This window comes from Mesorhizobium sp. INR15 (assembly GCF_015500075.1).
GTDB lineage: Bacteria > Pseudomonadota > Alphaproteobacteria > Rhizobiales > Rhizobiaceae > Mesorhizobium.
This window is the reverse complement of sequence record NZ_CP045496.1, coordinates 1,466,939-1,485,560: the sequence shown is the minus strand read 5'-3', so window position 1 is coordinate 1,485,560 and position 18,622 is coordinate 1,466,939. Positions and strand designations below refer to the sequence as shown.

Below are 18,622 nucleotides of genomic sequence, written 5' to 3'. Positions count from 1 at the left end.
AGACTTCGGCCAAATTTTGTTTCGAGCGATCGGATATGAAAAAGGCGGCCTCACGGCCGCCTTTCAGATACGAGTGTTGCAATTCTGCCGATCAGGAACCGGCGCCGTTGAGCGTGGTGACGGCACGGCGGTTCTGCGACCAGCAGGAGATGTCGTCGCACACCGCGACCGGACGTTCCTTGCCGTAGGAAATCGTCTTCAGCCGGCTGGCCGAAACGCCCTTGGTAACCAGGAAGTCGCGGGTGGCGGCGGCGCGGCGGGCGCCGAGTGCCAGGTTGTATTCACGCGTGCCGCGTTCGTCGGCATGGCCTTCGACAACGATGGCATACTGCTTGTACTGGTTCAGCCACTGCGCCTGGCGTGCCAGCGTGGTCTGTGCATCGGCACGGATCGAGGTCGAGTCCGTATCGAAGAAGATGCGGTCGCCGATGTTGACGGTGAAATCCTGCGCCGATCCGGGCGTCGCCGCGCCGGCGCCATTGAGGCCAAGGTCAGCGGCATTGTTCGGTGTCTTCTTCGAAGCGCAACCGGCAATGGCGAGCATCGCCACCAGCGCGATCATGACCGGGTTTCTGGTAAGTGCTGCGATACGGCCCATGCCGCCTCTCCTTCGTATTCGAGTGATTTCGTTGATCACCCAGTAACCACGTTTGGGTTAACCGGCACTCAAGAAACACGGTTAAAATTTGGTTTAGCTGCCCGTCCGCAGCCGTTTGGCCCAAGGATTAACCAAGAGCCACATTTCGCGCGGACCCTAGGCGTAAATGCGGCCAAAACGCGACCAAGACGTGGAAAAGGGGGAATTGAAGAGTTGCAGAATCAAGAAACCGGGGAGGTGGCTCATGCGAGCTTCTCTCTCAAATTCACCAGCATGCCGTAGACATGTGCGTAGGATTGCAACCAATCATCGAGTTGCGCCTGCGCAATATACCCAAGGTCGAAAGCATACGAAATCCAGGTCTCCGCTTCACTGCATGAGCCCATGGCCATCGAGATGAACCGCGCGAACTCCGCCTTGGAGTGGGTTTGCTTTGCAAATCCCTCCGCCAGATTGGCGCAAATCCCTTTTGTGGAGCGGCGCAGTTGGTCGGCTAGCGCGTATTGCTCCATTTTCGGGAAAGTGAGAGTGGCTTTGTGCACCTCCAGAGAAACTGTATAGGCACGCTTGTAGACCTCCAGGTCCCTCGCGCGCCTTACATAGTTCCCTGCCTTCTCCATCTCTTCAATTCTTCAGCTCTTCAATTCAAGCCTACTCAAGCAGCGGCGACCAGGCCGGATCGGAAGCGAAGTTCGCGGTCGGGATCGACTGCTCGTTGCGGCCGGTCAAATCGACCGACACCAGTTTCGGCCCCCCGGCGGAATCGCGGAAGAACATCAGCACGCGGCCGTTGGGCGCCCAGGTCGGCCCCTCCTGCTGGAAGCCCGACGAGAGGATGCGCTCACCAGAACCGTCGGTCTTCATGACGCCGATCTGGAACTCGCCACCCGATTGCTTGGTGAAGGCGATAAGGTCGCCGCGCGGCGACCAGACCGGCGTCGAATAGACGCCGTCGCCAAACGAGATGCGGGTCTGGCCAGAGCCATCCGCGCCCATCACATAGATCTGCGCACGGCCGCCACGATCGGACGTGAACACCACCTTGCTGCCATCCGGCGAATAGGACGGCGACGTGTCGATGGCGGTCGAGTTCGTCAGCCGCGTCGTCGAGCGGCTGCGCAGGTCCATGGCGAAAATGTTGGAATTGCCGTCGTCGCGCAGCAGGCTCATGATCACCTTCTGGCCATCGGGCGAAAAGCGCGGCGCGAACGTCATGCCGGGGAAATTGCCGACCAGTTCGCGCTGCCCGGTCTCGATCTGCAGCAGGTAAACCCGCGGCTGACCGCTTTCATAGGACATGTAGGTGATTTCCTGACGGTTCGGCGAGAACCGCGGAGTGAGCACGATCGCCTTGCCGTCCGAGAGATAGCGGATATTGGCGCCATCCTGGTCCATGATGGCGAGGCGCTTCTTGCGGGCATTCTTGGCGCCGGATTCGTCGATGAACACGACGCGGGTGTCGAAATAGCCCTTCTCGCCGGTCAACCGCTCATAGATCGCATCGGCGATGATATGCGCGACACGCCGCTGATTGGCATCGTTGGCGAAGAACTGCTCGCCGGCCATCTGCTGGCCGGCAAAGGTATCCCACAGCCGGTACTGGGCGCGGATGCGGCCGTCGGCTTCCTTGCTGACGCTGCCGGTAACCACTGCCTGCGCGTTGATCACCTTCCAGTCGTCGAAGCGCGGTGCCGCATCCGGATTGGTGATCTTCTCGATGAAGGCACTCTTGTCGATCGGCGCGAACAGGCCGGACCGCTTCAGGTCGGCGGTGACGATCTGGGAAATCTGGGCCCCAAGCGCGTCACCACCCTGGAAATCCGTGATGGCGATCGGCAGCGGCTCGACATTGCCCTTGTTGACGTTGATCTCAACGAGTGCCCGCGCCGGCAAGGTGGCCATGGCGGTCATGCCCAGCGCCATGGCTGCGATCGTCAGGAGCGGCTTGAGGATGGATTTCATGTCTTCTCGCTTCTCTTAGACTGGTTCTGGGGACGCCCGGCCTAGAGGCCCAGCATCTCCCTCGGATCGAAGGTCACCCGGACCTGGGCCCAGATATCCTGTTTGCCGGGAGGAACTTGCAGGCCGGCCATGTTGCATTTCTGGACCGCCCGCACGGCGCTTTCGTCGAACTGGCGGTTTCCACTCGATTTTTCCACGCTCGGGCGGCCATCGAGCTTGCCCGAGGAGTCCAGGTTGAACAGCACGACGGCGACGAAGTTCTCCGAGCCCTCGAGCCCGACCGGCAAGGTCCAGCAACCGCCAAGCTGATCCGACAGGGCGCCCATCTCGCTTTGCGAAAGCTTCTGTCCGTGGGTCTTGTCGGCCCCGAGCGAGGCCTGCTGGGTCGAGCGCTTGGCGCCGCCGCCCGACGGCTTCTGCTTGTCGAGCATAGCGGAAATCTCGTCGGCATTGAACTGCTTGTCGTCCGACTTCGGCTTGGAGGATGCTTCCTTGACCGGCTTGTCGGCATCCTTGCGTTCCGGTGCCTTGGCGCTTTCGGCCGGTGCCGGCTGCGGCTTCGGGCGGGCTTCCGGAGCCGGTGCAGAATCCGGAAGTTGCGCCTCCTCGGTCGGCGGCGGATCTTTCGCTATGGCTTCGGCGACGGCATCGGGCTTGACCTCCGGCGTCGGATCGATCGCGGCGGTCTTGTCCTGCTGCGGTGCCGGCTTCTGTTCCTTGACCGGCGTCGGCTTGGGATCAGCCTGCTTGACCGGCTCGGGCTTGACCTCTTGCTTGGGCTGCGGTGCCGGCGCCACTTCCGTCGCCGGAATGGGCTTGGGTTTTTCCTGCGGCTTCGGCACATCCTCGGGCTTCGGCTTTTCGATCGGCGTCGGTGCCGGCGCGGGCGCCGATGTGGTGTCGACGGGCTTCGGCTTGGCTTCCGGCGTTATCGGCTTTTCGGTATCGACAGTGTTCTCGCCAACCTTCTGGGCGTCCGGAACAACGTCAGGACGCTGGGTCGGTACCGGCGCCGGCTTTTCATGCACCACGGCCTTCTTGTCGCCTTGCAGCGTTTGCGCCACCGCTTCCACGGGAACAATGTCGACCGCGACCGACTCGACATCGGACGGCGCAAGCGGAGGCGGCGCCGACAGCGTGAACAGGCCAAAGGCCAGCGCAGCCGTATGCAAGATCACCGATGTGGTGAGGCCGGTCCTCATCTTCTCGCTATTGATCCTGTTCCTGCAGTGAAACCAGGCCGATATTCTTGTAGCCAGCGGCCGAAACGCGGGCCATCACCTTCATTGCCGTGCCATAGTCGGTGGCCTTGTCGCCACGGATGAAAATACGCTCGTCATAGCCGGTCTTCGAAATGGCCTGGAGCTTGGCCACCAGATCCTCGATCGGAATCTCGGTTTCCTGGAGGAAGATCTGGCCGGCGGCATTGATCGACACGGTGATCGGCTGGGTGTCGGCATTCATCGCCTTGGCCTGCGTATCCGGCAGGTCGATCGGCACGCCGACCGTCAGCATCGGCGCGGCGACCATGAAGATGATCAGCAGCACCAGCATCACGTCGACCATCGGCGTGACGTTGATCTCCGACATCAACGCATGGTGGCGGCCACGCCGCCTGTGGCCGCGCCCGCCGCGTCCTCCCATGCCTACGGACATACCCATCTCGTTACTCCTCAGGCCTTCGGCGCGACTTTTTCATCGATTTGGCGCGAGAGTATGGCGGAGAACTCGTCGGAGAACCCTTCCATGCGCACCGCGATCTTGCTCGCGTCCGACGACAGCTTGTTGTAGGCGATGACGGCGGGAATGGCGGCGAGCAGGCCTATGGCCGTCGCCAGCAGCGCCTCGGCGATGCCGGGCGCGACCACCGCGAGACTGGTGTTCTTGGAGCCGGCGATGGCCTGGAACGAGGTCATGATGCCGATGACGGTGCCAAACAGGCCGATGAAGGGTGCCGCTGAACCGGTGGTGGCGAGGAAGCCGAGCCGGCCTTCAAGCTTTTCCATTTCGCGGGTCAGCGCCAGGTCCATGGCCTTGTCGATGCGGGTCTGCAGGCCAAGCGGCGTTTTCGCGCCCTTCTCGAAACTCTTCTTCCATTCGCGCATCGCGGCGACGAAAATGGCGCCCATGCCTGATGTCTTGCGGTCAGCCAGCGTGCGGTAAAGCTCCTCCAGTGACTGCCCAGACCAGAAAACCTGCTCGAAGCGATTGAGGGCCGCCCGCATGCGGGTATAGGAAACCAGCTTGTCGACGATAATCGCCCAGGTCCACACTGAGGCGCAAAGCAAGCCGATCATGACCAGCTTGACCACCCAGCTGGCCTGCGCGAACAGCGCCCAAATCGACAATTGCGCGCCCGGATCGGCGAGTGCGATATTTTCCATGGTAACGTCCTTAAGATTTTCCGGGCGAAGCTGGCGGCTGGCCCATGGGCATCCCTTGTGGTCGGTTCGCGCGAAGCTACCGGAACAACCCCAAACTATGCCGTTCGCGGCCTTTTCGGGGCAAATATTGGTGAAACGAAGGCGCTGGATGCCTCCAATCTTCACCACTCTCTTCATGAACCGTTATGGTTAAGGATGGGTTAGTAAATATGGCGCGGCGCATTGCCGCGCCTTGGGCCGTCAGGCTTTGGCCGTCAGCTTCCGTTGAACCTGGCTATCGCGACCTCTGAGACCCCTTGGGCGTGAAAGCAGCCACCCCCTTGAAGTACGTGAGCACTGGAAGCGCGGGTATCCGCCGTTTGCAGGCCGGCATCACCTGAATATCAACGCACCTTGGGCAGGAAGGCAGCAAGCCATTCCCTGGGAAAGCGCCTCGGCCGGCCGTTCTCACCGATGATCGCGGCTTCGACCCGCGCTTCGACCAGAACCTCCTCGGCCCGTTTCAGCTGCTGCGCCATGAAGATGCGCGCGCCGGAGATGTCATCGGTGCGGGTGTCGACAGTCAGGATGTCATCGATCCTGGCCGAACCGCGGAAATCGATCTCCATGCGCCGCACGATCCAGACGATCTTCTCACCATGCTTGCCGTCGGCAAGCTCGGTGTGATGCACGCCGGTCAGCCGGAGATAGTCGGAGCGGCCCCGCTCGAAAAACTCGAGGTATCGAGCGTGATAGACGACGCCTGAGAAGTCGGTGTCGGCATAATAAACACGCGCCATCAGCCGATGGCCAAAGTCGGTCAACGCCCCGGAAAGCCCTGCGGACAGCGCCGCCGATTCACCATGATCGCCCATAGCGCTTCCCTTTTTGATGCCGGCAAGGCAGGTATTTTCCGCGCATGAACCCGATGGCACTGTTGACGGCGATGATCAAGACCTTGATGGCGGCGGTGCTTGTGCTGATGTCCGTTGCGCTGCCGGCGCACGCGGCGAGCTTCACCATGAAGCGCGGCCTCAACCTCGACCAATGGACGACGTGGCCAGGCGAAGACCAGTGGGGCGACCCCAAGGCCATCCTGCCCTATCCGGAATGGCGCAGGTTTCTGGGCGAGGGTGACCTCAAGGCCCTGAAGGACGCCGGCTTCGACTTCCTGCGCATGCCGGTCGATCCATCGCCCTTCCTGTCCGAAAAGACGACGGCGCTGCGCGGCGACCTCTATGCCAGCGTGCTGGATTCCGTGCGCATGATCAACCGCGCCGGACTGAAGGTGATTGTCGACATGCACCTCATTCCTTCAGGCGCCAGCCGCAAGATCGGCATGGGCGAAGTGATGGACGACCCGGAGACCTTCGACCGCTACGTCGACATGGTTCGCAAGATGGGCCGGACGCTGGCCGGCGAAGATCCGGCGAAAGTCGCCTTCGAACTGATGAACGAGCCGATCGTCGACTGCGACGCCGAAGGCACCAGCCTCTGGCCCGAACGTCAGCACAAGCTGTTCGCGGCCGCGCGCGCCTCGGCCACAAGACTGACCCTGATCCTGACCGGCGCCTGCTATTCCGCCGCGAGTTCGCTCGAAAAGATCGATCCGAAGGCGATCCCGGACGACAATGTCATCTGGACCTTTCATTCCTACGACCCATTCCTGCTTACCCATCAGGGCGCGACCTGGGCCGGTGACTTCATCCCCTATGTCACTGGCCTGCCCTATCCGCTGACCGCGATTCCCAGGGCACAGCTCGATGCAACACTCGACACCATCCGCGCCAGGATCAAGGCCGAGGCGCCGTGGGCGCGGCGGAGCGGCCTGCTCGCCTATCTCGATGAACAGGTGGCCAGCATGGACAGCACCGACAAGCTGCTTGGCCTGATGGATGCGCCGTTCAGGAAGGTCGAGGCATGGGCGAGGGCCAACGGCATCAAACCGGAAAACGTCACACTGGGTGAGTTTGGCATGATCCGGCAGGAATACGGCAACAGCTATGTGATGCCCGCTGAGTATCGCGCCGCCTATGTCAGCGACATGATCGGCCGCGCCGAAGGGCACGGCTTTTCATGGTCGGTGTGGAGCTACGGCGGGGCCTTCGGTATCGTCGATGCTTTCAACGGCGACAAGGCCGAGCCCGGCGTGATGCAGGCGATCAAGGCACTTCGCTGAGCGGGCGAAATCCGCCTATCCGAGATCGATCGACAGGATTTCCGGGCGAACGCCAAAACGCACCGGCAGGATGCTGAAGCCAAGCCCGCCCGAGACGATCAGATTGCGATCGGTTTCCACGACATGGCCATAGGCGTAGCGGTTGCCGAAACGCGACGGCACCACCGGCGAGTAGCCGAACAGCCGCACCTGCCCGCCATGGGTATGGCCCGAAAGGGTCAGCGCGACCCGTCCCGGCACCTTCGGAAAGATATCCGGCTCATGCGCCAGCAGGATGACGGGCGAAGTATCGCTGACCCTGGCCAGCGTGCCGTCGAGGTCGTCCAGGCCCTTGAACCCTCGGTGCTCCTTGTTCGGCAGCAGGGCGAGCTGGTCGGCAAGCCCGGCGACCCAGAAGCCATGCCCGTCCTTCTCCAGGCGCACGATATCGTTCTCCAGCACCGGAATGCCGACCGCCTCCAGTGCCTTGCGCGCTATGGTCGGTCCGCCGCCTGCCTTCTGCGCGGCACGGTCCTCCCACCAGTCATGATTGCCAAGGATCGACATCACGCCAAGCGGCGCCTTGAGACCGGATAAAGCCGACGCCCATTCGGACGCATTCACCCAGTCCGCTACCAGGCGGGTGCCAGCGGTATAGTCACCCAGCAGCACAATCAGATCCGGCTGCAGCGCATTCGCGTCTTCGGCAAGCGAGGCGATCCGCTCAGGCGTCATCCACGGCCTGCAGGCGTGAATGTCGGCAAGCGCGACAATGCGCAATTTCAGTCCCGACGGCCAATGCGGCGGCGTCAGCGTATAGCGCTTCACATGTGTCAGAAGCATCGGCTCGATGCCGACCGCGTAGGCGCCGAAAGAGGCCGCGGTCAGAAACGAACCCCCAACGAATTTCAAGAACCCGCGTCTGGTAATCATTGCGCAGCTCCGGCATGCAGCAGGAGCGACAGGCTCCAAGGCAGCGACCTTTTAGACCTCCGAATATGCCAGCAAGCCGGCGGGGATTAGGAGATTTTGCGCAGGAGCGTTCACTGTTCCTTGATCGCCGCCTCGAGAAGCCGCGCCCAATGCCGGGACGCTACTCCTCCTGGAACAGGTTGATCTGCTGCTGCGCCAGGTCCTTCGGCGCATCGAGGCCGAGATGGCGCCAGGCATTGGCCGTCAGCACACGGCCGCGCGGCGTGCGCTGGATGAACCCCTGCTGGATCAGATAGGGCTCGATAATGTCCTCGATGGCGTCACGCGGCTCGGAAAGCCCCGCCGCGATCGTCTCGATGCCGACCGGCCCGCCGCCGAAATTGCGCGCGATCATCGAGAGGTAGCGCCGGTCAAGCGCGTCGAGGCCGAGCGCATCGACCTCCAGCCGCGTCAGTGCCTCGTCGGCGATCTTGCGATTGACATGACCATCGCCGGCGACGGAGGCAAAATCGCGCACGCGCCGCAACAGCCGGCCGGCGATGCGCGGCGTGCCGCGCGCCCGGCGCGCGATTTCCAGCGCGCCATCGTCGCCCAGCGGCATGGCAAGGATGCGCGCACCGCGCCGCACGATCTGTTCGAGTTCCTCGACCGAATAGAAATTGAGCCGCACCGGAATGCCGAAACGGTCGCGCAGCGGGTTGGTCAGAAGACCGAGCCGCGTGGTGGCGGCAACCAGGGTAAACCGTGCCAGATCAATCTTCACCGAGCGCGCCGCCGGCCCCTCGCCGATGATCAGGTCGAGCTGGAAATCCTCCATCGCCGGATAGAGGATTTCCTCGACCGCCGGGCTGAGCCGGTGGATCTCGTCGATGAACAGCACGTCGCCTTCTTCAAGATTGGTCAGGAGTGCCGCGAGATCGCCGGCCTTGGCGATGACCGGGCCGGAGGTCGAGCGGAAATTGACGCCAAGCTCGCGCGCCATGATCTGCGCCAGTGTCGTCTTGCCGAGACCCGGCGGACCGACAAACAGAACGTGGTCGAGCGCCTCGTTGCGGCCCTTGGCGGCCTCGATGAAGACCTTGAGATTGGCCCGCACCGCCGCCTGGCCGACAAAATCGTCAAGCGTCTGCGGCCGCAAGGTCTGCTCGGCATCCTCGCCACGCTTTTCCGGCGCAATGAGACGGGGGGAAAGGCTCATGCCAGCAATTCCATGCCTGCAATGGATTTAGCAGCCCGATGATCGAACGTGACCGTATGCGAGCAGCCCAGATTCCTGTGGTGCTCGGCGATCAGTGCATCAGCAAAATCAACTTGCGGCATGTTGGATCTTTCAAGTGCGATCACGATGGCATCGAAATCCTCGAAAACCAACGTCCTGATCTTCAGCAGCCTCTGGATCGCCGCCAGAACTTGCTCTTTGGGCATCTTGTAGCGCGAAATCAACGACCAGCTGAACTCGACCAGAACGATCAAGCTGACAAAGCCGGGCGTGTTTTCCGTAAGGCCTTTGCCGAAAGCGAGAGCCTTTGCCCGCTGCTCGGCATCATCATTCAGCACCATTCGCAGCAAAACGTTCGTATCGATGCCTATCGACGTCACGCGCCGCCCTCGTGCCCGCCTTTCGGCTCATCTCCCACAACATGCCGCCCGACGGCCTCGCGCACCGCGGCATCGATCTCCTCAAGCGAGGCCGGGCCACCTGGCGGATCTCCCAGGAATCCGGCGAGGTCGGCAAAATCGAGATTGCGGGGCGTTCCGATCAGATAGCCATCGACAACCGTCCAGGCGATCATGTCACCCGCCTTGAGCGACAGAGCATCTCGAACGTCCTTCGGAATGGTAAGCTGGCCTTTCGATGTCAGGCTTGCATAGGCGCCCATTTTCTTACTTTCTAAGAAATTCCTTACAAAGGCACTATAGTCGGAATAGCCTTTTCAGGCAATCACCGCGCCAGTTCCTTCAGCCCGAAGCGGATCAGCTTCGAGGCATCAGCGTCCTCGCCCGCCGTCTTCAGCGCCGCCGCGACAGCGTTGGCGGCGGTGTCGCGCGAGTAACCGAGATTGACCAGCGCCGAGACGGCGTCGGCGATCGGCGCTGGCGCCACGCCTTCGCCGAGTTCCTGCTTCAGCCCGATGGTGCCCGAGGCGGAGCCGGCATAGGCCGGCGCCTTGTTCTTAAGCTCCGTGACGATGCGTTCGGCCACCTTCTTGCCGACGCCAGGCGCGCGGGAAACCATCGCGATGTCGCGCAACGCGATCGCATTGGCCAGATCAGCCGGCGCCAGCGTCGACAGGATGGCCAGCGCCACCTTGGCGCCGACGCCCTGCACGTTGCTCATCAACAGCCGGAACCACTCGCGCTCTAGCTGAGACTGGAAACCGTAGAGCCGGATCATGTCCTCACGCACATAAGTCTCGATGAACAGCACCACCGCTTCGCCTGGCGCCGGAAGCGCGGCAAGTGTGCGCGCCGAACAATAGGCGACATAGCCGACGCCATGGATATCGACGAGGCAATGGTCCTCGTCGATCTCGTCCAGTGTGCCCTTCAGCTTGCCGATCATGCGTGATGACCCTTCATGCCAGGAGCGCCATCCGATAGGCGACGCTCTGCCGGTGATGTGCATGGCAGATGGCGATGGCCAGTGCGTCGGCGGCGTGTTCGGTGTCGAAAACAGCCTTCGGCAACAGCACTTTCACCATCATGTGGATCTGCTTCTTGTCGCCATGGCCGACACCGATCACCGCTTTCTTGACGGCGTTCGGGGCATACTCGGCAACGACAAGGCCGGCGCGCGCCGGTACCAGCATGGCAATGCCGCGCGCCTGGCCAAGCTTCAGCGTCGCCACCGCATCCTTGTTGACGAAAGTCTGTTCGACGGCTGCCTCATGCGGCATGGCAGCGTGCAGGACTTCAGCTAACCCGTCATGCAACTGGCAGAGCCGTGTCGCCAGTGCCGCCTTGTCCTCGGAACGCACCGTTCCGGAAGCAACGAAGCGCAACGAATTGCCGAGGCTCTCGACGATGCCCCAGCCGGTGCGCCTGAGCCCGGGGTCTATGCCGATGATGCGAATCGTTTCCGCCATGCGCCAACCTTATCTCCACCGGAGATCGATGTCAGCGAAATGTGAACAAACCGGAAACGAAGGGCCGATCGATCTCAGCCGCGGCCGAAGGCGGTGTTGAGAAGCGTGATCTGATCGGAAACCGGATTGGGCCGGCGACCCATGATCTGCATGTCGACCATCGAACCCGCGCCGTAGATCTCGTCATCCATGCGGCGGACCAGCGCCTGCAGGCGAAGCGAGCGGGTGACCAGATCGAGAAAATCCTCGGGCAGTTCCGCCCAGCCGACCGCTTCATCATGAGCGGAGGCGGTGTCGAGGCGGACCTTGGATTTTTCGGAAGCGACCTGGTCGCGGGTCATCTCGCCGGAATTGGCGGCGCGCTGCAGCAGCAACCAGGAGGCGACCTGCATCAATCTCGTGGTCAGCCGCATCGATTCGGCGGCGTAGAGTGTTGCCGCCAACCGCGACAGCTTCTTCGCCTCGGCACGGCCCTTGCCGTCCAGATACTCGGCGGCCTGTTCAACCAGGCCCATGCCTTCCTGATAAAGCGGCTTGAAGGACTGCGAGAATACCCGTCGCTCCGCCAGTTTGACGGTTTTCGCATTGCCCTTCGAAGGCTCGTTCATTGATACGCCCCTGCACTAACAGCCGGCCGATTCGGCTTACTGCCGATACGCCCAGCACCCTACCCGAGTGAAGCTTGAAAATGCGCTTCGTCGTGGGTGAAGGCAAGCACATGTTTAACAGAAGGTTAACGGCCCGCCGCTGGCAGGCATGCCTGAACCCCGGACAAAAAAAGAGCCGCGGATAAGGCGGCTCTCAGGAGTTTAACAGGGAGGCGTCAAACAAAGTGGCTCCAACCACTCGGTAAGAATCCAGATCACTGGATGCACATAGTAAACGCCTGTAAAGCTTAATGAACCTTTAACGGCCCCGGTATTTTGGGCAAAATGTCATCTTTCTGTGCCGTAACAGCACAGTGCGACCTTCATGCCTTTTTCCACACCGCCGGCAATGCAATGACGGCAAACAGCAGCATGGCCGCATAGAAGCCCATTGAAGAGGCGGCCACCAACGGCTCGATGGCAGTGTTGCCGGCGAGCAGGAAGTACAGGCCGATCATCAGGCCGATGCCGCTGACCGCGGTCAGCCAGAAATGGATGACGGCGAGCGTCTTTTGCGCGACCGCCGGGAACAGATGATAGAAAAACGCGAACACCGCCGACATCAGCCATCCCGCCACCATCGTATGGGCATGGGTCGGCATCTGGCCGTGGTCGTCGGTGATTGCCATGTGAAGGCCGAGCGCCATTCCGCACAGCGCGTAGATGATTGCCAGTGTGAAGAAATTTCGAGCTACCCCTTGCATATCCGTCCCCTCATTGCCTTTTCCCGCCCGCGGGAATGGGTTGATCATCAGGCGATTGTTTCGCCACCGGGGCTCCCGGCGTCGGCGCACTAGCATCGGCTGTGTTTCCGGATGATGTCGCGCCGGCCCCTCCCGACGCTTGTCACAATAGCAGAAAATCCTTCGCGCGTCCGCCGTCGCGCCCGGGCAAGCGGTGGAAACACAGCCGGCTTTTTCGCGACATCTTGTTGAAACAGGCGCGGCGCTAAACGGTCGTTCATCGACGCGAGGCGGGCCACGATCCGCCCCGCCCGCGACCATCAGATCCCAAGGAGAGAACGATGGACTGGTATTCCGTTGTCAAATTCCTGCACATCATCTCGGCAACCCTGTGGGTAGGTGGCGGCTTCACGCTGATGCTGCTGGCCTTGCTTGCCGAGCGCGCTGGAAATATCCAGGGAACGCTGCAAGCGATGCGCGCCACCGGCGAACTCGGCAACACGTTCTTCGCGCCGATGTCGATGGCGACACTGGTGTTCGGGCTCATCATGTGCTGGTTCTGGGTCGGTTTCTCCGACCTGTGGATCGTGATTGGCCTGGCCGGCTACGCCATGACCTTCTGCGTCGGCATGTTCGTCTTCAAGCCGACAGCCGACCGGATGGCCAAGATGATCGCCAGGGACGGCATAACACCCGCGGCCCTTGGCCATGGCCAGCGCATTCTCAACGCGGCGCGCTTCGACTATTCGGTGATGCTCGTCATCGTCGTCGACATGGTGCTGAAGCCAACGGCGCATGACATCGCCACGCTGGTTTGCATGGCATTGATCATTGTCGCCGGCGCGACGCTCGCGCTCGGCCGGCCCCGGCGGCTTAGGCCAAGCGCTGCCTGACAAGGCGCCAAAATCTCAGAGCAGGCCGGCGATCCCGTCCCACAAGAGTTTCGCCGCGACGACCGCGACGGTGGCGTAGGTGAAGGGATAAAAGACCTCTGGCCGCATCCGCCGCACCAGCCAGGCGCCGGCAATGGTCGAGAGCGGCGCCAGAGGCACCAGCACCGCCGACGCGGTCAGGTTGGCGGTGTCGAACTGGCCAAGCGCGAAATAGGGCACCAGCTTCAGCGCATTGGTGGCGGCAAAGAAGATCGCTGCCGTGCCCGACAGCACCTTGGGATCGAGCCGGATCGGCAGCGCATAGACCTGGAACGGCGGGCCGCCGACATGGGCGACGAAGCTGGTGAAGCCGGCCACAGTGCCCCAGATGGCGGCAGCGATACGGTTTGGCGCCGCTGCGTGGTCGGAACCGTGGCGAAACTGCAGGTAGAGCCAGCGCAGGACGAAGATAATGGCGACCGCGCCGACAATCAGCCGCACCGCCTCCTCGGTGACGAGTGCGGCGGTCAGCCAGCCGAGGCCGATGCCGACGACCGCGCCCGGCATCATGTCGACCAGCATCTTGCGGTCGTAGACGCCCCACCAGGTCCATACCGAGACGATGTCCATCAGGCACAGGATCGGCAGCAGGATGGCCGCCGCCTGCACCGGCGGCATGGTCAACGCCATCAGCGGCACGCCGACGAAACCGACCGCACCGCCAAACCCGCCCTTGGACAGGCCAACCAGAATGACCGCCGGAATGGCGGCGGCATAGAACCACGGATCGCTGAGCAGGCCTGACATGGGGAGGGGGACGAGGCTGGAGGGAAAGCTTGGGACGCCTGAATAACCCAGAATTCCGCGTCGGGCGACAGCAAATATGACGAATGCCGGCGCTGTTACCGCTACCGGCGGGCGGAGACCAAAAGGAACATTGGCCGTTCCAGTTCTTCGGCAAGCGCCGGCCTGGCCGCGATCTGTTCAGCGGTCGGACAGAACTCCTCGACATGCGCGATGATGAAGCCGGCCTGGATCAGGCAATTGAGCGTGGTGCCGATAGTCCGATGATGCTTGACCACCCCCTTCGCGAGCCAGTCGGTCGATCGCGGACCTTCCATCAGATACCGGTCGACAGGCCACGTCCTGCGGCCTTCGGCATCGACCGACCAGCCGGGATTGCTTGGCGCCATGTAAACAGGGTGTTCCGTCGAGAAGACGAAGTGGCCGCCCGGCGCCAGCGCCTGATGCACCGTCCCGAACAGCCGCATGACGTCCTCGACGTAATGCAGGGCGAGCGAACTGTAGACGAGATCAAAGCCCGCTGCCGGCAGGCTTAGCTGTTCGAGGTCGGCCCTTTCGTAGACGATCGCGCCAGCCGGACCCGCTTCCCTTGCCCGCGCCAGCATCTTTTCTGAGAGATCGAAGCCGAGCACCCGTGCCGCCCCATGGTCCAGCACCCAGCGGCAGAACCAGCCAAAGCCGCAGCCGAGATCGGCGACCCTCAGTCCTCTCACATCCGGCAACATCGCGCGCAATGCCGGCCATTCGGCGGCACCGTCCAGGCCTTCGACCGAACGGCCAAGCTGGCTGTAGCCCTCGAAGAACTCCGGTCGATCGTAGATGTTTTGCGCCATGACGTTTCCGCTCTCGATGCATGCCGCAACCTAACGGACCAGCCGCCGGCTTTCCACTGGCGCGCCGATTGGCCTCCCAGCAGCCGCCACTAGGCTCCTGCTCAGGCTCAGGCGCCACCCAGTGGTGGCGGCCGCCGCCGGATCGGCTGCGCCTTGATGATGGCGGTGCTGGTTTCCGCCTTGTCGGCGATCCGGTCGAGTATCCCGTCGAGGTCACCGATCGAACGCACGAACAGGCGCGCGACAAAGCAGTCGTCACCCGTCACCTTGTCGCATTCGCCGAATTCCGGAATCTCCTCGATCAGCTTCTGGACGATATGCAGCTTGCCCGGCAAGGGCCGGATGCGAACGATCGCCTGCAAGGTAAAGCCGAGCGCCAGCGGATCGATCTCGACCGTGAAGGCCCGGATCACGCCGCGATCTTCGAGCCGTCGAAGCCGTTCCGACACACTGGGCGACGATAGCCCAACCTGGCCGGCCAGGTCCTTCAGCGAGGTACGCGCATCCTTGACCAGGATTTCGAGCAGGCGCCGGTCAAGATCGTCGATCATCTTATCTTCCATGGCGAAATGGCCAATATACCTTCAATAAGTAGGGTGGATTCTCATATCGCCTTCTCAAGAGCATGGAAAGCGTTCGCCCCGGATGAGATTATAAACCCTTGGGCAATCTCAGGGAGTATCCAATGGATGAGAAGGTGCGCGGCACGATCGAAATGTCAGCCGCAATGGCGATCCTGGGAACCATTGGATGGTTCGTCGTCATGTCCGGCCAGCCGGTCATGGACGTGGTGTTCTGGCGCTGCGCTTTCGGGGCAATAACACTGCTGATCATCTGCGGCGGGTTGGGATTGCTGCGCAACACGCTGTCGCCGCGCATCATCGGCATCGCCGCGATCGGCGGCGCCGCCATCGTCATCAACTGGCTGCTGCTCTTCGCGGCCTTCTCGCGCGCATCGATCTCGATCGCGACGGCGGTCTACAACACGCAACCCTTCATGCTGGTCGGCTTTGGCGCATTGCTGTTTTCCGAGCGGCTGACGATGACGAAGCTGGCCTGGCTCGGCATTGCTTTCGCCGGCATGATCCTGATCGTGCAGACAGCGCCGGATGCCGGCTCTGTCGGTACCAATTACTTTCTTGGCATCGCGATGGCGCTGGGAGCAGCATTCTTCTGGGCGGTGGCGGCCATCGTCACCAAGAAGCTCAAGGGCACGCCGCCGCACCTGATCGCACTCATTCAGGTCAGCGTCGGTGTCGTCATGCTGGCGCCCTTCGCCAATCTTGGCCATCCGCCCGGCAATGCCTGGAGCTGGGCGATGCTGGCGACACTGGGCGTCGTCCATACCGGCCTGATGTATATCCTGCTGTACGGCGCCATCCAGAAACTGCCGACATATCTGCAGGGATCGCTGTCCTTCATCTATCCGGTCGTCGCGATCATGGTCGATGTCCTGGCATTCGGCCATCGATTGCATGTCACCCAGATTGTCGGCGCCGTTTTCATCCTGTTCGCGGCGGCCGGCATGAACCTCGCCTGGTCGCTGTGGCGGTCGAAAGCACCGGCCTGAGGGTACCCGGCAGCCTGTTCAGACATTTCATCGATCGATAATCTCCGGCAGGCTGTTAGGCATTTCAGCCGGCGGCCCTCGCCCCTGCCTGTTCAATCCCTGCTCTTTGCTCTATGCCGCAATCCAACCATCTTCGCCCGGCATAGGCGAAACCCGGGATCGAAAACAATGAATGACGCAACGCCACCCAACCGCTGCCGCATCGTGCTGATCGCACCACCCGGCGTCACGGCTGCCCGCATCGCGGCGGCACTTGACGGCGGCGACGTCGCCTCACTCATCCTGCCGGAGAATGGCATGGATGAGGCGTCCTTCCAGGCCTTTGCCGAACAGATCGTGCCAACGGCGCAGACCGCCGGTGTCGCGGTCGTCATCGCCGGCGACAGCCGCATCGCCGGCCGCGTCCATGCCGACGGCATCCATGTCGAGGTTGGCAAGGCCGAACTCGCGGAGACGATCGAAAATCTGCAGTCCAGGATGATGGTCGGCGTCGGCGGGGCCAAGACCCGCGACGATGCGCTCGAGCTCGGTGAAACGCGGCCCGACTATATTTTCTTCGGCCGCTTCGGCTACGACAACAAGCCGGAACCGCATCCGCGCAACCTGTCGCTCGGCCAATGGTGGGCGGACATGATTCAGATCCCCTGCATTGTCATGGCCGGATCCGACATTGCGTCGGTGGAAGCAGTGGGCGCTACCGGTGCCGAATTCGTGGCGCTGTCGAGCGCCGTGTTCGCTGACGGAACCGATCCGAAAACAGCGGTCGCCACCGCCAATGCGCTGCTTGACGAAACCGCGCCGCGCTTCGAGGACTGACGTGTCCTCGGTGCCGCTTCCTCTCCAGGCTCTGCTTGCGGTGCTCATGGTCCAGGCGGCGGCCGCGGAAAACATCCCGTTGCCGCAGCCCAAGCCGGAAGTCGGCGTGCACACCGACAAGCCTATCGACAAGCCGCTGCCACAGCCGGCCACAACGGCCGAACCGGCACCGCTGCCATCAGCCGACGCCATCAACCCCGATCGCTTCGGCGCCAAGCCCGCCGACGCCGCCTACGGCGCCTTCCAGCGCGGGCTTTACAAGACGGCCTACAATCTGGCGCTGACGCGGGCGGAGAACGGCGATCCGGCGGCGCAGACCCTGGTGGCCGAAATCCTGTCGCGCGGGCTGGGTGTGCCGCTCAATGCGGCGGACGCGGCGAAATGGTACGCGCGGGCCGCCGAGCAAGGCGTGCCGGAATCGCAATTCCAGTACGCCCTGATGCTGCTCGATGGCCGCTACGTCAAGAAAGACGACAAGGAGGCCTACGCGCTGATGCAGGCTGCCGCTGAAGCCGGCAACCGGCTGGCGCAGTTCAATTTCGCGCAGCTTCTGGTCCAGCAGGACCCGGGCGATGCCGGCATCGCCAAGGCGGTTACTTACTACGAACGCGCCGCCGCCACCGGCCTCGCCGATGCGCAATACGCGATGTCGCAGGTCTATGCCAACGGTGTCGGCGGCAAGCCGCGCGACGATGCGCAGGCCAGGCGTCTGCTGGCGCAAGCCGCGCGGCAGAACTACGACACCGCGCAGATCGACCTCGCCGCCTGGATGATCGAGGGGCGTGGCGGCGACCGCGACCTGAAATCCGCCTTCGGCTGGATGAAACAGGCGGCGGAAGGCGGCAATGTCGCCGCCCGCAACCGTCTCGCCAAACTCTACATGGGCGGCATCGGCACCGAGCCGGACCTTATCCTCGCCGGCGCATGGTACATCGTCGCCCGCCGCGCCGGCCTCATCGATCCCGAGATGGACGATTTCCTGCAAGGTCTGAGCGACGACCAGACCAAGCAGGCGCTGCAAAAGGCAAACCGCCTACCCTGACACCAGATGTGGGAGCCCGGCACGCGGCAACATTCCGCGCTTCGCGCGCCACTACGACTGGAGGTCGGATAGACTGGTTTATCGGGCGACTGACCACGAAAATATACATTCCCTTGGAAGCCCCCCGACCACGAAATTCTATCCGGTTGCCGCGCGGACAGATCCACCGCCAGTAGCCTCCCCGGCCCGCTCCCTTGCCTCTCATGGCAATTTGTGGTCTTGGAGGCCGCGAAATCGCTTTCTCGGCGAACATCC

23 protein-coding genes are annotated in these 18,622 nt (G+C 62.5%); 5 read left to right on the top strand and 18 right to left on the bottom strand.

The window, feature by feature from the left end; all coding sequences use genetic code 11:
- Positions 1 to 91: 91 nt before the first annotated feature.
- The 7 genes from pal to ybgC all read right to left on the bottom strand — a co-directional run bounded on the left by pal (position 92) and on the right by ybgC (position 5,798).
- Complete coding sequence (gene pal, locus GA829_RS07165; protein ID WP_195177843.1) at positions 92 to 598, bottom strand: peptidoglycan-associated lipoprotein Pal; 507 nt, start codon at positions 596 to 598, stop codon at positions 92 to 94.
- 242 nt (positions 599 to 840) lie between these two features.
- On the bottom strand, positions 841 to 1,218 hold the full coding sequence (locus GA829_RS07160) for a four helix bundle protein (protein WP_195177842.1): 378 nt from the start codon (positions 1,216 to 1,218) through the stop codon (positions 841 to 843).
- A gap of 31 nt (positions 1,219 to 1,249) precedes the next feature.
- The gene (tolB, locus tag GA829_RS07155; protein WP_374940410.1) at positions 1,250 to 2,521 is read right to left on the bottom strand and encodes a Tol-Pal system beta propeller repeat protein TolB; all 1,272 of its coding nucleotides are present in this window, start codon (positions 2,519 to 2,521) and stop codon (positions 1,250 to 1,252) included.
- An 80-nt stretch (positions 2,522 to 2,601) separates the two neighbouring features.
- Positions 2,602 to 3,762, bottom strand: a complete 1,161-nt coding sequence (locus GA829_RS07150; protein ID WP_195177840.1) for an energy transducer TonB — start codon at positions 3,760 to 3,762, stop codon at positions 2,602 to 2,604.
- A gap of 7 nt (positions 3,763 to 3,769) precedes the next feature.
- Positions 3,770 to 4,222 (bottom strand): protein TolR, encoded by a 453-nt coding sequence (gene tolR, locus GA829_RS07145; protein WP_195177839.1) that lies wholly within the window; start codon positions 4,220 to 4,222, stop codon positions 3,770 to 3,772.
- Between the two features lie 11 nt (positions 4,223 to 4,233).
- Positions 4,234 to 4,944 (bottom strand): protein TolQ, encoded by a 711-nt coding sequence (tolQ, locus tag GA829_RS07140; protein ID WP_195177838.1) that lies wholly within the window; start codon positions 4,942 to 4,944, stop codon positions 4,234 to 4,236.
- A 383-nt stretch (positions 4,945 to 5,327) separates the two neighbouring features.
- Positions 5,328 to 5,798 carry a tol-pal system-associated acyl-CoA thioesterase gene (gene ybgC / locus GA829_RS07135; protein ID WP_195177837.1) on the bottom strand — a complete coding sequence of 157 codons (471 nt, stop codon included), beginning with the start codon at positions 5,796 to 5,798 and terminating at the stop codon, positions 5,328 to 5,330.
- Between the two features lie 53 nt (positions 5,799 to 5,851).
- On the opposite strand from ybgC, the gene GA829_RS07130 reads away from it, so the two are divergent.
- Complete coding sequence (locus tag GA829_RS07130; protein WP_195179552.1) at positions 5,852 to 7,102, top strand: glycoside hydrolase family 5 protein; 1,251 nt, start codon at positions 5,852 to 5,854, stop codon at positions 7,100 to 7,102.
- A gap of 15 nt (positions 7,103 to 7,117) precedes the next feature.
- Here the strand turns inward: GA829_RS07130 and GA829_RS07125 are convergent, their stop codons facing one another.
- From GA829_RS07125 to GA829_RS07090, 8 genes are all read right to left on the bottom strand, one after another.
- On the bottom strand, positions 7,118 to 8,014 hold the full coding sequence (locus tag GA829_RS07125) for a metallophosphoesterase (protein ID WP_195177836.1): 897 nt from the start codon (positions 8,012 to 8,014) through the stop codon (positions 7,118 to 7,120).
- A gap of 160 nt (positions 8,015 to 8,174) precedes the next feature.
- Positions 8,175 to 9,212 carry a Holliday junction branch migration DNA helicase RuvB gene (gene ruvB, locus GA829_RS07120; protein WP_195177835.1) on the bottom strand — a complete coding sequence of 346 codons (1,038 nt, stop codon included), beginning with the start codon at positions 9,210 to 9,212 and terminating at the stop codon, positions 8,175 to 8,177.
- Positions 9,209 to 9,613 (bottom strand): PIN domain-containing protein, encoded by a 405-nt coding sequence (locus GA829_RS07115; RefSeq protein WP_210337736.1) that lies wholly within the window; start codon positions 9,611 to 9,613, stop codon positions 9,209 to 9,211. Before GA829_RS07115 ends, ruvB begins: the two co-directional genes overlap by 4 nt.
- Complete coding sequence (locus GA829_RS07110; protein WP_195177834.1) at positions 9,610 to 9,894, bottom strand: AbrB/MazE/SpoVT family DNA-binding domain-containing protein; 285 nt, start codon at positions 9,892 to 9,894, stop codon at positions 9,610 to 9,612. Before GA829_RS07110 ends, GA829_RS07115 begins: the two co-directional genes overlap by 4 nt.
- A gap of 62 nt (positions 9,895 to 9,956) precedes the next feature.
- The gene (ruvA, locus tag GA829_RS07105; protein ID WP_195177833.1) at positions 9,957 to 10,577 is read right to left on the bottom strand and encodes a Holliday junction branch migration protein RuvA; all 621 of its coding nucleotides are present in this window, start codon (positions 10,575 to 10,577) and stop codon (positions 9,957 to 9,959) included.
- A 13-nt stretch (positions 10,578 to 10,590) separates the two neighbouring features.
- On the bottom strand, positions 10,591 to 11,100 hold the full coding sequence (ruvC, locus tag GA829_RS07100; RefSeq protein ID WP_195177832.1) for a crossover junction endodeoxyribonuclease RuvC: 510 nt from the start codon (positions 11,098 to 11,100) through the stop codon (positions 10,591 to 10,593).
- Between the two features lie 74 nt (positions 11,101 to 11,174).
- A complete protein-coding gene (rcdA, locus tag GA829_RS07095; RefSeq protein ID WP_195177831.1) occupies positions 11,175 to 11,708 on the bottom strand; it encodes a protease adaptor protein RcdA in 534 nt (177 codons plus the stop codon).
- 362 nt (positions 11,709 to 12,070) lie between these two features.
- Positions 12,071 to 12,451, bottom strand: a complete 381-nt coding sequence (locus tag GA829_RS07090; protein ID WP_195177830.1) for a heme-copper oxidase family protein — start codon at positions 12,449 to 12,451, stop codon at positions 12,071 to 12,073.
- Between the two features lie 320 nt (positions 12,452 to 12,771).
- Between GA829_RS07090 and GA829_RS07085 the strand changes: the two genes are divergently transcribed.
- On the top strand, positions 12,772 to 13,323 hold the full coding sequence (locus GA829_RS07085; RefSeq protein WP_195177829.1) for a DUF2269 family protein: 552 nt from the start codon (positions 12,772 to 12,774) through the stop codon (positions 13,321 to 13,323).
- A gap of 15 nt (positions 13,324 to 13,338) precedes the next feature.
- On the opposite strand, the gene GA829_RS07080 is transcribed toward GA829_RS07085, so the two are convergent.
- From GA829_RS07080 to GA829_RS07070, 3 genes are all read right to left on the bottom strand, one after another.
- Positions 13,339 to 14,109 carry a sulfite exporter TauE/SafE family protein gene (locus GA829_RS07080; RefSeq protein WP_195177828.1) on the bottom strand — a complete coding sequence of 257 codons (771 nt, stop codon included), beginning with the start codon at positions 14,107 to 14,109 and terminating at the stop codon, positions 13,339 to 13,341.
- Positions 14,110 to 14,210: 101 nt separating this feature from the next.
- Complete coding sequence (locus tag GA829_RS07075; RefSeq protein WP_195177827.1) at positions 14,211 to 14,939, bottom strand: class I SAM-dependent methyltransferase; 729 nt, start codon at positions 14,937 to 14,939, stop codon at positions 14,211 to 14,213.
- Positions 14,940 to 15,046: 107 nt separating this feature from the next.
- Positions 15,047 to 15,490 (bottom strand): Lrp/AsnC family transcriptional regulator, encoded by a 444-nt coding sequence (locus GA829_RS07070; RefSeq protein ID WP_195177826.1) that lies wholly within the window; start codon positions 15,488 to 15,490, stop codon positions 15,047 to 15,049.
- Positions 15,491 to 15,624: 134 nt separating this feature from the next.
- Here GA829_RS07070 and GA829_RS07065 point away from each other — a divergent pair, with 134 nt between their 5' ends.
- The 3 genes from GA829_RS07065 (at position 15,625) to GA829_RS07055 (ending at position 18,367) form a co-directional block, all read left to right on the top strand.
- Positions 15,625 to 16,509 carry a DMT family transporter gene (locus tag GA829_RS07065; RefSeq protein ID WP_195177825.1) on the top strand — a complete coding sequence of 295 codons (885 nt, stop codon included), beginning with the start codon at positions 15,625 to 15,627 and terminating at the stop codon, positions 16,507 to 16,509.
- 168 nt (positions 16,510 to 16,677) lie between these two features.
- A complete protein-coding gene (locus tag GA829_RS07060) occupies positions 16,678 to 17,325 on the top strand; it encodes a thiamine phosphate synthase (RefSeq protein ID WP_195177824.1) in 648 nt (215 codons plus the stop codon).
- A gap of 1 nt (position 17,326) precedes the next feature.
- Positions 17,327 to 18,367, top strand: a complete 1,041-nt coding sequence (locus GA829_RS07055; RefSeq protein WP_195177823.1) for a tetratricopeptide repeat protein — start codon at positions 17,327 to 17,329, stop codon at positions 18,365 to 18,367.
- Positions 18,368 to 18,622: the final 255 nt, after the last annotated feature.

Coding starts and splice junctions, on each gene's coding strand:
- rcdA (WP_195177831.1), bottom strand. CDS start 11,708: ATGAACGAGCCTTCGAAGGGCAATGCGAAAACCGTCAAACTGGCGGAG.
- GA829_RS07150 (WP_195177840.1), bottom strand. CDS start 3,762: ATGAGGACCGGCCTCACCACATCGGTGATCTTGCATACGGCTGCGCTG.
- GA829_RS07065 (WP_195177825.1), top strand. CDS start 15,625: ATGGATGAGAAGGTGCGCGGCACGATCGAAATGTCAGCCGCAATGGCG.
- GA829_RS07130 (WP_195179552.1), top strand. CDS start 5,852: ATGGCACTGTTGACGGCGATGATCAAGACCTTGATGGCGGCGGTGCTT.
- GA829_RS07060 (WP_195177824.1), top strand. CDS start 16,678: ATGAATGACGCAACGCCACCCAACCGCTGCCGCATCGTGCTGATCGCA.
- GA829_RS07090 (WP_195177830.1), bottom strand. CDS start 12,451: ATGCAAGGGGTAGCTCGAAATTTCTTCACACTGGCAATCATCTACGCG.
- ruvB (WP_195177835.1), bottom strand. CDS start 9,212: ATGAGCCTTTCCCCCCGTCTCATTGCGCCGGAAAAGCGTGGCGAGGAT.
- GA829_RS07160 (WP_195177842.1), bottom strand. CDS start 1,218: ATGGAGAAGGCAGGGAACTATGTAAGGCGCGCGAGGGACCTGGAGGTC.
- ruvC (WP_195177832.1), bottom strand. CDS start 11,100: ATGGCGGAAACGATTCGCATCATCGGCATAGACCCCGGGCTCAGGCGC.
- tolR (WP_195177839.1), bottom strand. CDS start 4,222: ATGGGTATGTCCGTAGGCATGGGAGGACGCGGCGGGCGCGGCCACAGG.
- tolB (WP_374940410.1), bottom strand. CDS start 2,521: ATGGCGCTGGGCATGACCGCCATGGCCACCTTGCCGGCGCGGGCACTC.
- pal (WP_195177843.1), bottom strand. CDS start 598: ATGGGCCGTATCGCAGCACTTACCAGAAACCCGGTCATGATCGCGCTG.
- GA829_RS07075 (WP_195177827.1), bottom strand. CDS start 14,939: ATGGCGCAAAACATCTACGATCGACCGGAGTTCTTCGAGGGCTACAGC.
- GA829_RS07085 (WP_195177829.1), top strand. CDS start 12,772: ATGGACTGGTATTCCGTTGTCAAATTCCTGCACATCATCTCGGCAACC.
- tolQ (WP_195177838.1), bottom strand. CDS start 4,944: ATGGAAAATATCGCACTCGCCGATCCGGGCGCGCAATTGTCGATTTGG.
- ybgC (WP_195177837.1), bottom strand. CDS start 5,798: ATGGGCGATCATGGTGAATCGGCGGCGCTGTCCGCAGGGCTTTCCGGG.
- ruvA (WP_195177833.1), bottom strand. CDS start 10,577: ATGATCGGCAAGCTGAAGGGCACACTGGACGAGATCGACGAGGACCAT.
- GA829_RS07070 (WP_195177826.1), bottom strand. CDS start 15,490: ATGATCGACGATCTTGACCGGCGCCTGCTCGAAATCCTGGTCAAGGAT.
- GA829_RS07125 (WP_195177836.1), bottom strand. CDS start 8,014: ATGATTACCAGACGCGGGTTCTTGAAATTCGTTGGGGGTTCGTTTCTG.
- GA829_RS07110 (WP_195177834.1), bottom strand. CDS start 9,894: ATGGGCGCCTATGCAAGCCTGACATCGAAAGGCCAGCTTACCATTCCG.
- GA829_RS07080 (WP_195177828.1), bottom strand. CDS start 14,109: ATGTCAGGCCTGCTCAGCGATCCGTGGTTCTATGCCGCCGCCATTCCG.